We start from the raw sequence: 13,353 nt of genomic DNA on the forward strand, positions 1-13,353 counted from the left end.
GTGAACGCGGTCTTTAGCGTCGCCCCATCACACGTCCCCTCCAGGCACCGCCTCCTGGACGAGAGGAAAACAACGATGTCCTCCTCACCCGCCGCGCTGTCCCCCCGCGGCAGCAGACTGGCCCTGCTGGTCGTCGGCCTCTGCTGGCTGGCCGTGCTCTTCGACGGCCTGGACATGTTCATCTACGGCTCGGTCCTGCCCCACATGCTCGAGGAGAAGGCGCTCGGCATCACCTCGGGACAGGCCGGCGACCTCGGCAGTTACGCCACCTTCGGCATGCTGGTCGGCGCGCTGGCCGCGGGGACGGTCGCCGACCGGATCGGCCGCAAGAAGCTGATGGTCTCCTGCGTCGCGCTCTTCTCGCTGGCGTCCGGCCTCTGCGCGGTCGCGAACGGCGTCGCCGTCTTCGGCCTCGGCCGGACCCTGGCCGGTGTCGGCCTCGGCGGCCTGCTGCCGACCGCGATCAGCATGGTCTCCGACTACGCCCCGCGCACCCGCGCCGCCCTCACCATCGGCGTGCTGATGACGGCCCACCACACCGGGGGCATCCTCTCCGCCTACGTGGCCCTGTGGATCGTCGAGCCGCTCGGCTGGCGCGCCGCCTTCTGGGTCTGCGTGGTCCCGCTGCTCTTCGTCCCGGTGCTCGCCAAGTGGCTGCCCGAGTCGCTGAGCTTCCTCGTCGCCCGGGGCCGCACCGACGAGGCCCGCGAGCTGGCCGGCCGCTACGACGTCGAGCTGCCCGCCGCCGCGACCGGCAAGCCCGCCGCCGGCGCCCGCTGGAACAGCCTGCTGGGCCTGTTCCGCGGTGGCGAGTGGGTCCAGACCCTGCTGTACTGGCTGGCCTCCTTCGGCGGCCTGCTCCTGGTCTACGGCGTCGCCACCTGGCTGCCCACCCTGATGCGCGGCGAGGGCTACGAGCTGGGCTCCGCGCTCACCTTCGTCGTCCTGTTCAACCTCGGCGGCATCGTGGGCATGCTGGTCGCCGGACGCGCCTCCGACCGCTTCGGCGCCCCCCGCATCTCCTCGATCTGGTTCGCGCTGACCGCCGGCGGTGTCTTCCTGCTCAGCGTCCACATGCCGCTGGCGCTCACCTTCGTGGTCGTCTTCCTCACCGGTGTGTTCCTCAACAGCGCCCAGACCATGGTGTACGCGACCGTCTCCATCGGTTCGGCCCCCGCCAACCGCGCCACCGCCGTCGGCTGGACCTCCGGCATGGGCCGCTTCGGCGCCGTCTTCGGCCCCTGGCTCGGCGGCCAGCTGCTCGCCGCGGGCAAGGGCGACTGGGGCTTCACCGCCTTCGCCCTCGCCGGCTTCTCGTCCATGGTCTTCATCGGCATCGCTGCCCTGCGCACGGCCAAGCGGTCGGGCATCGGCAGCCCGGACCAGAAGTTGGTCGGCGCGCACTGAGCCCGGCCGCCCGTCGCCGTCCTGGCCGGCGCCCCACGGGGCGCCGACGGGGCCGGCCGGGAGCGCCCCGCCCACGCGAGCGGTCCCGGTGCGGTCTCCGCTTCTGTTCCGTGCCCCGGTGACACGCCCCGTTCGGTCGGGACAGGCGGACACCGGGCCGGCTTCGGACGGCCCGGACCGGTGGACGGACCGGCTGCCTCATGGCGGCCCGGACGCGTTGTTCGATGCGGTCCTCGACCTGGGCGTGGGCGACGCGGACGTGGCGACGTGGGCGAGGGGCCCCGTACGGCGGCGTCCGACGAGGCGAGGCCGTCCCTCCGCGGCCGGGGACGCGTTCTCGTGCGTCACGCGGGGGAGCCGGGTGCAGAGGCCCGCCGTGTGCGGTCCTTCCCGGCGATGGCCTCGGCGACCTCCTGGACGGCGCCGCGAAGAAGGTCGCCGTAGGGGGTGTGAGGAAGGCCAGGTGCGTGCGCCGTGGCCGCGTCGATGTGCTCGGTGGCGGCTTCGAAGGAACCGAGTCGGCGGTAGTCGTCGGCAGTGGCAGCACCTCGGCCATCGCCATCCCGGACGGGCCGTGTGAGGCGGTAACATTGCCCGACCACCGCCTCCGAGCTGGCAACGAGGACGGAGACGGTCGCCGTGTCCTCTTCAAGCACTAGGTTCTTGACATCGAAGGAACGCCGTCCGGTGGGGTCAAGGACCTCCTGTATGCCTTTACGCGTCAAGCCGTCAGCATGCATGCTCAATATGCGCGTCAGTGCAAGCCGGGCCCTGTTACCGATCTGGGTGATCGGACGGCACGCAGCGTCGTCGCGCTCGGATACCTTCCATGTCCACGCTTGGCCGGGGTGTTGGGTGAAAGTGAAGACGAAGCAGCCGGCTACCTGGACGGGTCCGCCACCCGGGAGCAGGGTTTTTTCGACGTATTGGGCAGATGCTGCGGTCGTGGCAGTGAACTCTCGGTGTGACGCATCGTAGGTGATGACTGGAGCTTTGGAGTGCTGCCAGATAACGCCAGTAAGGACGTCGGCGTCGGTGGTGCCGCTCATTTCGAGTGAGCGGGCCGTGTCGACGGCCCTGGCTTGAGCCTGCGCAAGAACCGTCGCAAGGGCCTGTTCCCTGCGCTCGCTGTTGAGGTTCCCGTCATGCCAGTGCCGGTACCACAACCAGGAGACGATGACGCCGAGAACGGCAACCAATGTGATCAGGACGGTCAGGCAGCCGGTGGTCACGAGGCGATTCGCCCGCCTCGTGACCACCGGAGCGCTGGTTTGCTCAGGCCCCACTAGCTGCCCTTATACCCTGTACCGGCCAGAGCCTGCTCCATCACGCGGGCATAGCCGGTGGTGCCGGCGTTCTTCGGGTGGAACGACTCGAGGCTCGCGCAGACGTTCTCCCCGGGCCACGGCAGGCACGGAGCCTGGTTAGCCGGGTCTCCGTCGTGGAAGTCACCGTCGCCGTTCGGTCCGGCGACGACAAGGTTGATCCACTCGTCGCCGTCACAGATTCCGTGTCCGCGGAACGCAGGTATCGGGTCGGCGAAAGCCACCTTGGTTCCGGCCTTGTTCAGCTCTGCCACCTTGACTTTCTGTATGTCTCGGACATAGTCGGCCAGCTGGTTGAGGGGCGCCGAAGTCGGCTGTCACGCATGGCTCGTCACTGACCAGACGAGGGTAGTTTCGAAGACGCGGGTCCACTCGACGTTACGGTCGAGGGTCCAGGTGCCGTCGATGGTCATGCGACCGCCGGGACCGCCAAGGTGCGCGGTGTCGCGGGTGTGTGTACCAGAAGTGGCCGCCTTGTCCGCCGCCGATCCGGTGCAGGTCTCCCTTGGCCTCGTACGGACCCAGTCCCGGTCCGGTGGCGTTCTCGTGGCCGCAGTCGGCGTCGCAGTTGCTGGTGCGACGCCTGGCCGTCGACGGCCCCCTCGAAGTGGCCGACTGCCAGCCGTGCTCCGGCCCCCTTCCGAAGTCGACCCTCTCCCACCATGTGAAGACCCTCCGGGAGGCCGGCGTCATCCGCAATGTGCCCCAGGGTCGTCGGCGTTCGCTCAGCCTGCGGCGGGAGAACCTCGACCCCCGCTTCCCCGGCCTGCTGGACGCCATCCTCTGAGGTCCGGCGGGCTCCCGCCTCTCGGGGGCCGGCGGGACCCGGTCCTTCGGGGCCCGGCCGGGGGCCCCGTCCCGGCGGAGCCCCGCCGTCCGTGCGTCGCCGCCGCCGGTCAGGCCGGGCCCGCGGCGGGCCGGATCTCGACTTCGTCGACGGTGAGGGTGCGGCCGTCGTGGGCCCGCATCTCCAGCCGCGCCACCGGCCTGCCGTCCCGGGTGTCGACGAGCCGGAGCCGCTCCTCACCCGTGTCGAAGAGGTGCGTCTCCCCCCACTGCCGCAGCGCCACCAGGGCGACGCGCAGGGCCTTTCCCTTCTCCGTGAGCCGGTACTGGTGATACGGGCTTCCGTCGGCAGCCGGCTCCGTCACCATGACCCCGGCCTCCACCAGCTTGCTCAGCCGGGCGCTGAGGATGTTGCGCGCGCAGCCCAGGCTGCGCTGGAAGTCGCTGAACCGGCTGATTCCGCTCAGGGCGTCCCGGACGATGAGCAGCGACCACCAGTCGCCGACCTCGCCGAGTGACCGCGCGACCGGACAGGTCGCCTCGCTGAGGTCCGTCTTGCGCATCGGGACTCCCTCCCTCGACTCGACAGGTTTAAAGGTTAAACCACTCTGTCCCCGGGTGGGCGGTCGGGCGGCGGGCGCGACACGGGGTGCATGCCGCGCTCACCGCCGCCCTGCCCCGCCGCGGTACGGCGCGCACCTCGCTGGTTGCATTTTTAAACCACGCAGGGTCATGATGATGCCGACGGCGCCCACCAGGGCCCGTCGACGGAGGAACTGACATGCCTGACGATGTCCTGCCGCAGACGGAGACGATCCGGCTGCGTGCCGACGGAGGCGTCCTGTACGCGACGTTCGACGCCCCGCCCCTCAACCTGATCGGCCCGGAACTCGTCCGGGACCTGGTCTGGCTCATCGGCCGCCTGAGCGGCCCCACCCCGTACCGCGCGGTCGTCTTCGACAGCGCCGACCCGGATTTCTTCCTGCCGCACGTGGACCTGACCAAGGTCCCGGAGTACACCGCGGAAGCCGCCCGGGCCGGCGGCCCCGGCGACGCCTCGCTCGGCATGCTGTACCAGCGCCTGAGCCGCCTGCCGGTGGTCACCATCGGCAGACTCCGCGGCCGGGCCCGCGGCGCGGGCAGTGAGTTCCTGCTCGCGTGCGACGTCCGCTTCGCCTCCAGGGAGAAGGCGGTCCTCGGCCAGCCCGAGGTCGGTTTCGGAGCTCCGCCCGGAGCCGGCGCCGTGGAGCGTCTGACCCGGCTCATGGGCACTGGTCGCGCCCTGGAGGTGCTTCTTGGCGCGGACGACTTCACCGCCGACCTCGCCGAGCGCTACGGCTGGATCAACCGGGCCGTGCCCGACGGTGAACTCGACGCCGTCGTCGACCGGTTCGCCCACCGGGTGGCAGGCTTCCCCGCAGACGCCGTCGCCGTCACCAAGACGGCCGTCACCCGTGTCAGCTCGCCGTCCGACGACGAGATCCGCGCCGCCGCCGTCGTCTTCCAGCACCTGGTCCGCGAGGGATCGGTCGGCCCCCGCACCGCCTGGCTGCTCGACAACGGCCTGCAGACCCGCAGCGGGACCGAGCTGGAACTGGGCGAGGCGATGGCCGCCATCGGCCCCGACCAGTCCTGACCCGCCGCGTACTCACCGCTCGCCCCGCCCGCCGCCGGGGCGAAGCCGTCCCCCGACGCCGTGCCGGCATCCCCTCGTCGAGCCCCCGTCGGCCCTCACGTCCCCGGGTGCCCAGCCGCCGCAGCGGCGACCGCACACACCTCTGGAAAAGGAAAAGGTGTCCACATGACCGAGCGCATCGACGTCCGCATCCCTCTGCCCGACGGCACGGAGCTGGCCGCCTGGCTGTTCCTCCCCGCCGACGCCGACGGGCCGCTGCCCGCCATCACCATGGCCCACGGCTTCGGCGGCACCCGCTACCACGGCATCGAGCACATCGCCCGCCGGTTCGGCGAAGCCGGCTACGCGGTCCTGCTGCACGACCACCGCAACTTCGGCGACAGCGGGGGCACCCCGCGCCAGGACATCGACCCCCACCAGCAGATCGCGGACTGGCGCTGGGCGATCACCTACCTCGGAGCCCGCGAGGAGGTCGACGAACAGCGCATCGGTATCTGGGGGTCCAGCTACGCAGGCGGCCACGCCCTCGTCCTGGCCGCCACCGACCGCCGGATCAGGGCCGTCTACTCCCAGGTCCCCACGGTCAGCGGCTACGAGACCGGCCTGCGCCGCATCCCCCCGCACGAGGTGCGCGACCTGGAGGAGCGCTTCCACCAGGACGAACGCGACCAGCTCGCCGGCAAGCCGCCCGTCTACGTGCCGTTCGTCGACACCGATGCCGGCCACCAGGCGGCCTACCGCCAGCAGAGCGCCGTCGACTTCTACCTGAACTGGGCACCGCAGGACAAGTGGACCAACGAGGTCACGCTGCAGTCCAACCGCCGCGCCCGCTCCTACGAGCCCGGCCGGTGGATCTCCCGCATCGCCCCCACCCCGCTGCTGATGCTCGTCGCCAAGGACGACGACGTCGCCCCCACCGACCTCGCCCTGGACGCCTTCCACCGCGCGCGTGAGCCCAAGAAGCTCGTCCTCATGGACGGCGACCACTTCTCCCCCTACGTCGAGCAGTTCGAGCTGTCCTCCTCGGCCGCCGTCGACTGGTTCGACACCCACCTCAAGGCCACTGCGAACCGGCAGGAGAACCGGCCCGGCCGGACGAGTGGCGCACGGACGCGGTCCGGCACCGCGACGAGGGGATGACCGGGAGGCGACCTCTCGGCCGGCTGCCCGCGGTGCCGGCCCGCACCCCGCGGACACCGGTGCGGCGAGGCGATAACCACCGGTGATGACCGCAGTAGGAACTCTGTGCTTCTGCGCACGTCCGCGCCGACCTAGCTTGAGGACAGCCCGATCACCTCGGGTGTCGCCGCGCGTTCACGGGCGACTGTGTCCGGCAACCCGGAAGGAAGTGCGAGTCGTATGCCCCCTACCGCCGACTGGTCGGTCGCCATCGCCGGCGAGTGCATGGTGACGAGGCCGTTCTCCATGCACTCCGAGGCGGAGTTCCTGCGCATCCGGGAACTGTTCGACAAAGCCGATGTCGCCTACGCGCACCTGGAGATGAACTTCGGCGACGCCGCCGAGGTGCACCCGGGCCGCGGTGACTGGTACGGCAGTTACATGCTCGCGGAGCCCCGCGTGGCCGAGGACCTGCGGTGGCTCGGCGTGGACGTGATGTCGACGGCGAACAACCACAGCCTGGACTTCGGCTCCGCCGGGTTGTTCTCGACCGTCCAGGCCCTCAAGGACGCCGGACTGGCCTGCGCCGGCACGGGCCGGGACCTGGACGACGCCCGGATGCCCACCTACGTCGAGACGCCCCGCGGCCGGATGGCGCTGATCTCGACCACCTCCGGCAACCGGCCGCACGAATGGGCCGGCCGCCCCAAGGAGACCATGCGGGGGCGCCCCGGCATCAACCCGCTGCGGGTCACCACGACCTACGTCGTGCCCCCGCAGGCCGCCCAGCCCCTCAAGGCCGCGGCGCAGGGGCTGAACATCCTGCGCACCGGCAAGGACTGGAAGCCGGGGAAGACGGGCCGCCTCCTGCGGGACGACGAGTTCCAGTACAACCTCCCCGGAGGACAGTCGGCCGCCGGGGAGATGGTCTTCCGCGAGGGTGACGAGTACAAGATCCTCACCGAGTGCCATCCCGGTGACCTCGAAGGCAACCTGCGCGCGATCCGTTCGGCCGCCGCCATGGCCGACCTGGTCATGGTCGCCCACCACTTCAACATCGCCGAGGGCCCGCGCGGCGACCGCCCGCCCCGTTTCGTCCGGGAGTTCGCCCACCGCGCCATCGAGGCCGGCGCCGACATCTTCGTCGGCCACGGCTGGCACAAGACCCTCGGGATCGAGATCTACCGGGGCAAGCCCATCTTCTACGGGCTCGGCAACTTCTTCGCCCAGTCCGAACTGCTCGAACGCGTCCCCTACGACAGCTACGAGACCTGGGGCCACGACGTCGACGCCCTGCCGACGCTCACCCCGGACCTGCATCCCCTGCACCCGGGGCTGGACACCCCCACGCCGACCTGGTGGAGTTCGGCCGTGATCGAGGTGCACCTCAGCGACGGCCGGCTCACCGGCATCACCCTGCACCCCGTCGAACTGGGCCGGGAGGTGTCCAAGGAGGCGAAGATCACCCGGGGCACCGGCAAGTCGGTGCAGCACCCCGCGACCGAGGGCCGCCCCCTCATCGCGGACCAGGTCAACGGCGCCGAAGTGCTGGAGCGCTACCGGCAGCTGTCCGCCGAGTACGGCACGACCCTGGAGACCGACGGGCACGTGGCCCGGCTGCGGCTCGGCGACTGATCCCCGCACGATCACGAACAGGAGGTACCGAGACGCATGGCTACGCCGACCCGACAGCCGACCTCCCCGCCGCGGGCGAACGGAAAGCGGGCGCGGACGCGACGACGAGGCCCCGGGGTCCTCATGGTCCTCGTCGTCCTGCTCCTCGCCGTCCTCGTCTTCCTGCCGACCGCGCTGGTGTTCGTCCGTGCCGTCTCGGAAGACCCGCGCGACGCCCTGTCCACCTTCACCCTGGACGCCCTGAAGGACTCCTACGGCTCGTGGGAGATCTGGCGGGTGCTGGGGGAGACCATGGCCATGTCGCTGGCGTGCGGTGTCATCGCCACCGCCCTCGGCGGCGCGCTCGCCTGGGTGCTGGCCCGTACCGACGTACCGCTGCGGCGGTTCTTCGAACTGGTCGTGATCGCCCCGCTGTTCCTGTCCCCGTTCATCGGTGCGCTGGCGTTCCTGGAGCTGGGAGCGCCGCGCACCGGCCTGCTCAACCAGCTCGCCCGGGACGCCGGGCTGCCCGGCTGGGTGTCGATCGACGTCATGACCTTCCAGTGGCTGATCGTCATCCTGGCACTGCACTACGTGCCCTACGGCTACCTGCTCGTCTCCGGCAGCCTGCAGAACATGGACGCCGGCCTGGAGGAGGCGTCCCACATGAACGGGCGGGGGACCCTGCAGACGGCGCTGCGGATCTCCCTGCCGGCCGTCCGGCACGCCACCCTGTCGTCCATCATGTTCGTCACCATCAGCGCCACCGGGATGTTCTCCGTGCCGGCGCTGCTGGGCGCCAAGATGGACTTCCAGCCGCTGGCCGTCACGGTCTACCGGGCCACCAACGGCTACCCGAGCGACTACGCCCTCGCCGCCGCCCTCGGCACCATGCTGGTGCTGCTCAGTGTGATCGGCCTGTGGCTGTACCAGCGGGGGCTGCGGCAGTCCTCCAAGTTCGTGACCGTCACCGGCAAGTCCCGCAACCGCAAGCGCATCCACCTGGGCGGGATCAGGTACCTCTTCGTGTTCCTGCTCATCCTCTACGCCCTGATCACCACCGTGCTGCCCTACGCGGCTCTCGGCCTGCGGGCCTTCAGCACCTCCACCAACCTCGACGAGATCGACCCCACCTTCGACGTCGTCCGGCAGGTCATGGAGGCTCCCGAGCTGAAGAACGCGCTCGGCAACACGGTGATCGTGGCCGTGACCACGGCCCTGTGCGCGGTGGCCGTCGGCATCCTGACCTCCTACGTCACCGAGCGGGTCCGGCACCGGGGCTCCGGCCTGCTCAACGCCGTCGCCATGTCCCCGCTGGCAGTCCCGGGCATCGTCTTCGCCACCGGGGTGTTCGCCCTCTACCTCGGCACCCCGCTCTACGGCTCGCTCGCCATCATGGTGGTCGCCTACGTGGCCTCCTACCTGCCGCACGCCACCCGCGTCACCGGCAACGGATTCGCCCAGATCGACAAGTCCCTGGAGGAGGCGTCCCGCATGTGCGGGGCGGGCCAGGGCCGCATGCTGTGGACCATCCTGCTGCCGCTGATGCGGCCGTCGATCGCCGCGGGCGTCATCATGGTGTTCCTGTTCACGGTGCGGGAGATCAACACCGCGATCCTGCTCTACACCCCGGACACCATGCTGCTGTCCATCCTCTCCTTCAACTACGCCCAGCAGGCGTCGCTGCCGGCCGCCGCCGTCGTCGGTCTCCTGGAGACCGCCCTGATGATCGCGTGGATCGTCGTCATGCGGGTCCTGCTCCGGCCCGGAAAACTGCACCAGCGCGCCTGACGCGCACGGACCAAGCCGCCCGAAACGCGAACGAGGTGAACAGATCGATGGACGAGCCGCACCGCGACCCAGTGGACCACGGCCTGGTGGTGGAAGGACTCTTCGCCGACTACGGCGGCACGACGGCGGTCTCCGACCTCAGTCTGGAGATCGGACGGTCCGAGTTCGTCACCCTGCTCGGACCCAGCGGATGCGGGAAGACCACCACGCTGCGCTGCGTGGCCGGCCTGCACACCCCCACGTCGGGGGAGATCACCCTGGGGGGACGGCCGCTGTACGCGCCCGGCGCGAACATCCCGCCGCACAAACGGGACATCAACATGGTGTTCCAGTCCTACGCCGTGTGGCCGCACATGACGACCGTGGAGAACGTCATGTACGGCCTCAAGGCGAAGAAGATACCCAAGGCGCGGGCACGCGCCCAGGCCGAGCAGATGCTGGAGCTGGTCGGCCTCGGCGAGTTCACCCACCGCAACGCCACCGACCTGAGCGGCGGACAGCAGCAGCGCGTCGCCCTGGCCCGCGCGCTGGCCACCGAGCCCAGCCTGGTGCTGATGGACGAGCCGTTGAGCAACCTCGACGCCCAGCTGCGGGCGCGGATGCGGGACGAGATCCGGCAGATCCAGCGCCGTACCGGCATCACCGTGCTCTACGTGACGCACGACCAGTCCGAGGCGCTGTCGATGTCCGACCGGGTGGTGGTGATGAACAAGGGGGTCATCCAGCAGATCGGCGACCCCTGGACGCTCTACCACCGGCCGGCCAACGGATTCGTGGCGACCTTCGTCGGCGAGGCCAACGTGGTGCCCGCGGTCGTCGTCGACGTGGGGGTGCGCACCTTCTCCGTGAAGGTGCCCACACTCGGCCCGGACACCGTGCTCGACATCGCCCACGCCACCGCCACCGCCAGCCCCTCCCGGGGCTCCCGGATCTCGGTGGTGTTCCGCCCCGAGTGGGTACGGGTGGGCCGGGAGACCGGGCCCCCGCCGGAGCGCCTGGACCCCAACGAGTTCCGGGCCCGTCTGGTCGGCAGCGAGTTCCTCGGCGACCACTTCGAGCGCACCTACGAGGCCGGGGAGCACCGGCTGCGTGTCCAGGCCGTCACCGGTCCGACCTCCCGGCCGCCGGAGATCGGCGCCGAGCAGACGTTGCTGCTCACGCCGGACAACGTGACCTGGTTCCCCGCCGAGGGTGCCGAGGGCGCCGGGGACGCCGGGGCGCACGGCGACGTGGCGGAGCCGACGAGCCCGGCCGGGGGCCAGCCCGCCGGCGTGCGCACGCAGGTGCGCGGCAACTGAGATCCCGGTGCGCCGGTGCCCTTCACGCGGGCACCGGCGTACCCGTGCGCGGGGCCGGGCTGAGCGAGGACTCGACCTTGGCCGGCAGCATGCCGAGGAAGGTCCGGGCGGCCTGGGAGACCTCCCGGTCGGGCGGGGCGAGGATGACGGCGCCCCGCGTCAGGGGCAGGCCGGGTGCCGCCGCGGGGCGCAGGAGTCCGGCCCGCTGGTCCTCGCGCACGCAGAACTCAGGGAGGACGGCGAGGGCCAGTCCCCGGGTGACGTAGGTGCGCATCGCCTCCAGGCCGCGTGATTCGAGCACCACCCGCAGGCAGACACCGACCTTCTCGGCCCAGCACTCGACCAGCTGGCGGCTGCGCATGCCGTCCGCGAACGTCGCGAAGTCGGCCCGCGCGAGGTAAGGGACGCGGTCGGCCTCGGGCAGGGAGTGGATGTCGTCGTCGGGTCGCGCGTAGAGGTACATCCGTTCCTCGATCGCACCGAGGGTGGGGAACTCGCTGGGTGCCGGATACCGGCAGATGCCGAAGTCGGCCCGGCCTTCCGCCAGGGCCCGCGTGCACGCCTGCCGTGACGGTTCGTGCTTGATGACGACCCGGACGGACGACGCCGTCTCCTTCATGAGCATGACCGCGCCGACCAGCAGGTGCTTGATGTGGTCGGAGTCGCTGACGACCGTCACGGTCGAGCTCTCCGGCAGTTCCTTCATACGCTCCAGCTGCTGGTGGAAACGGTCGGTGCGGCCCAGCACCTCCTCGGCGAAGCCGAGCAGTTCCCGGCCGGCGGCCGTCAGCTCGGACCGCGCTCCCTGCCGGCGGTCCAGGAGGGTGCAGCCCAGCAGGCGTTCGAGGTGGCGGATGCGCTGGGAGACGGCGGGCTGGGTGAGGGCCAGTTCGGCGGCGGCGGCGCGGAAGGAGCCGGCGCGGACAAGGGTCTGGAAGGTGTACATCTGGTCGAAGGTCAGTCCCGCGATCAGCCGCTGGCGGCTGGTGTGACGCCAGGCGGTGGTGTCGAACGTCATGGTTCCTCCTGTCGGGCAGGGCGGGGGGCGGGCAGGCCTGAGCCCCGGGGCGGACCTGGGGTGCCAGGCCCGCCCCGGGACGTGTGGGAGGCGTCAGCGGCGATCGGTCACTTCTTCAGCGTGGCGTTGACCTTGCTGACGAAGTCGGCGAAGCCCTCGCCCTGCAACTCGGGCTGGGTGGCCATGCCGTACCAGACCTCCGGCGCGGAGTACCACGGCTCCTTGGCGATGGCCCGCTCGTCCACCCACCCCGTGCGGCTGCCGGTCCCGGTGCCGTAGGTGGCCATGAGGTCGTGGCCCTCGTCGGAGCTGGCCCACTCCAGGAAGAGGCGGGCCGCGTACGGATGGGGGGTCGCCGTCGGCAGTCCGACCATCCACAGGGCGGCGTTGGTGGGCGCCGGGTAGGCGTACTCGATGGGAGCGCCGTCGTCGATGTAGTCGTTGTAGAGGGTGTCGGTGCCGAACGTGACCGCGTACTCGCCCTTCACCAGCTGCTCGGCGATGGGTATCTGGCTCTCGAAGAGGGCGGGTTCGTTGTCGGCCACCCCCTCCAGCCAGTCCCAGCCGTACCTGTCGGCCTGGTGCAGGATCACGTTGGCGTAGTTGCCCGCCGTGGTCGCGCCACCGGTGTCGCCCAGGGCGATCCTGCCCTTGAACGCGGGATCGGCCAGGGCGGCCACCGGGTCCTCGCGCAGCAGTTCCTGCTGCTCCGGCGTGGTGACCTCGGTGTTCCAGGCGACGGCACCGATGCTCTGGTGCAGGGGGTAGATCTTTCCGGCGAGTCCGGTGCCGGGCAGGACCTTGTCGTAGTCGTAGGCGGCGTAGTTCTCGGTGCGGTAGTCGGTGATCCAGCCCTCGTCCTTGGCGTCCTGCCAGAGCTGGTAGACGTTCTGGACGACGATGTCCGCGTTGTCGACACCGCCGCCGACCTCCTGGGCCCACTTCTGGAAGAGCGTGGTGCTGCCGTCGCGGTAGAGCTTGACCTGGATGCCGTACTTCTCCTCGAAATGCTGCACCCAGGCAGTGGTCGACTTCTCCGTGGTGGCGGCGTACAGGCTGATCTCGCCCTCTTCCTTGGCCTTCTTGATCAGCGAGTCCATGCCCCCCGCGTCGGCCGCGTTCTTCGGCAGATTCTCGGAAGTGCCGCTCCCGGAGCCGCCGCACCCCGCCAGCAACAGCGAACTCACGGCTGCCATGCCGACGAGTACCTTTCGGATTCTCATGCTGCCCCAGCCTCCAACTTCCTTGTTCTCGGGGGGAGACGCAAAAGTCCGTAACTTCTCGGAAACAGTAGGGCCGGGCGCAGGGGCCGGTAAGCGTCGGGTTTCTACTCCGGCGATAAGCCCAGACTTATCGCCG

The 13,353-nt window shown here is 70.4% G+C and carries 11 protein-coding genes and 1 pseudogene; 7 read left to right on the forward strand and 5 right to left on the reverse strand.

The genetic code is table 11. The annotated features are described in order from the left end of the window. Nucleotides 1-75 precede the first annotated feature (75 nt). Entirely contained in the window at nucleotides 76-1,407 is a 1,332-nt protein-coding gene (locus tag ACVV2G_RS12755; protein WP_453842784.1) for an MFS transporter, read from the forward strand. A gap of 344 nt (nucleotides 1,408-1,751) precedes the next feature. Here the strand turns inward: ACVV2G_RS12755 and ACVV2G_RS12760 are convergent. After that, nucleotides 1,752-1,943, reverse strand: a pseudogene (locus tag ACVV2G_RS12760) (hypothetical protein); the annotation flags it as partial. Between the two features lie 749 nt (nucleotides 1,944-2,692). Continuing rightward, on the reverse strand, nucleotides 2,693-2,986 hold the full coding sequence (locus tag ACVV2G_RS12765) for an SGNH/GDSL hydrolase family protein (RefSeq protein WP_453842785.1): 294 nt from the start codon (nucleotides 2,984-2,986) through the stop codon (nucleotides 2,693-2,695). Between the two features lie 281 nt (nucleotides 2,987-3,267). Between ACVV2G_RS12765 and ACVV2G_RS12770 the strand changes: the two genes are divergently transcribed. Continuing rightward, nucleotides 3,268-3,519: an ArsR/SmtB family transcription factor gene (locus ACVV2G_RS12770; RefSeq protein ID WP_453842786.1), complete on the forward strand. Its 252-nt coding sequence runs from the start codon at nucleotides 3,268-3,270 to the stop codon at nucleotides 3,517-3,519. Between the two features lie 109 nt (nucleotides 3,520-3,628). Here ACVV2G_RS12770 and ACVV2G_RS12775 read toward each other — a convergent pair whose 3' ends face one another. Beyond that, a complete protein-coding gene (locus ACVV2G_RS12775) occupies nucleotides 3,629-4,081 on the reverse strand; it encodes a winged helix-turn-helix transcriptional regulator (RefSeq protein ID WP_453842787.1) in 453 nt (150 codons plus the stop codon). A 218-nt stretch (nucleotides 4,082-4,299) separates the two neighbouring features. On the opposite strand from ACVV2G_RS12775, the gene ACVV2G_RS12780 reads away from it, so the two are divergent. The 5 genes from ACVV2G_RS12780 to ACVV2G_RS12800 all read left to right on the forward strand — a co-directional run bounded on the left by ACVV2G_RS12780 (nucleotide 4,300) and on the right by ACVV2G_RS12800 (nucleotide 10,976). After that, entirely contained in the window at nucleotides 4,300-5,154 is an 855-nt protein-coding gene (locus ACVV2G_RS12780) for an enoyl-CoA hydratase/isomerase family protein (RefSeq protein ID WP_453842788.1), read from the forward strand. A gap of 165 nt (nucleotides 5,155-5,319) precedes the next feature. Continuing rightward, on the forward strand, nucleotides 5,320-6,294 hold the full coding sequence (locus ACVV2G_RS12785) for an alpha/beta hydrolase (RefSeq protein WP_453842789.1): 975 nt from the start codon (nucleotides 5,320-5,322) through the stop codon (nucleotides 6,292-6,294). Nucleotides 6,295-6,513: 219 nt separating this feature from the next. Continuing rightward, nucleotides 6,514-7,908 (forward strand): CapA family protein, encoded by a 1,395-nt coding sequence (locus ACVV2G_RS12790; protein WP_453842790.1) that lies wholly within the window; start codon nucleotides 6,514-6,516, stop codon nucleotides 7,906-7,908. Between the two features lie 36 nt (nucleotides 7,909-7,944). Then, nucleotides 7,945-9,678: an ABC transporter permease gene (locus ACVV2G_RS12795; RefSeq protein ID WP_453842791.1), complete on the forward strand. Its 1,734-nt coding sequence runs from the start codon at nucleotides 7,945-7,947 to the stop codon at nucleotides 9,676-9,678. A gap of 47 nt (nucleotides 9,679-9,725) precedes the next feature. Further along, the gene (locus ACVV2G_RS12800) at nucleotides 9,726-10,976 is read left to right on the forward strand and encodes an ABC transporter ATP-binding protein (protein WP_453842792.1); all 1,251 of its coding nucleotides are present in this window, start codon (nucleotides 9,726-9,728) and stop codon (nucleotides 10,974-10,976) included. Between the two features lie 22 nt (nucleotides 10,977-10,998). Here the strand turns inward: ACVV2G_RS12800 and ACVV2G_RS12805 are convergent, their stop codons facing one another. Together ACVV2G_RS12805 and ACVV2G_RS12810 are read right to left on the reverse strand one after the other, a co-directional pair. Next, a complete protein-coding gene (locus ACVV2G_RS12805) occupies nucleotides 10,999-11,994 on the reverse strand; it encodes a LysR family transcriptional regulator (protein ID WP_453842793.1) in 996 nt (331 codons plus the stop codon). Nucleotides 11,995-12,101: 107 nt separating this feature from the next. After that, complete coding sequence (locus ACVV2G_RS12810; RefSeq protein ID WP_453842794.1) at nucleotides 12,102-13,217, reverse strand: ABC transporter substrate-binding protein; 1,116 nt, start codon at nucleotides 13,215-13,217, stop codon at nucleotides 12,102-12,104. Nucleotides 13,218-13,353 lie beyond the last annotated feature (136 nt).

It is taken from the genome of Streptomyces sp. JK94, from assembly GCF_053613315.1.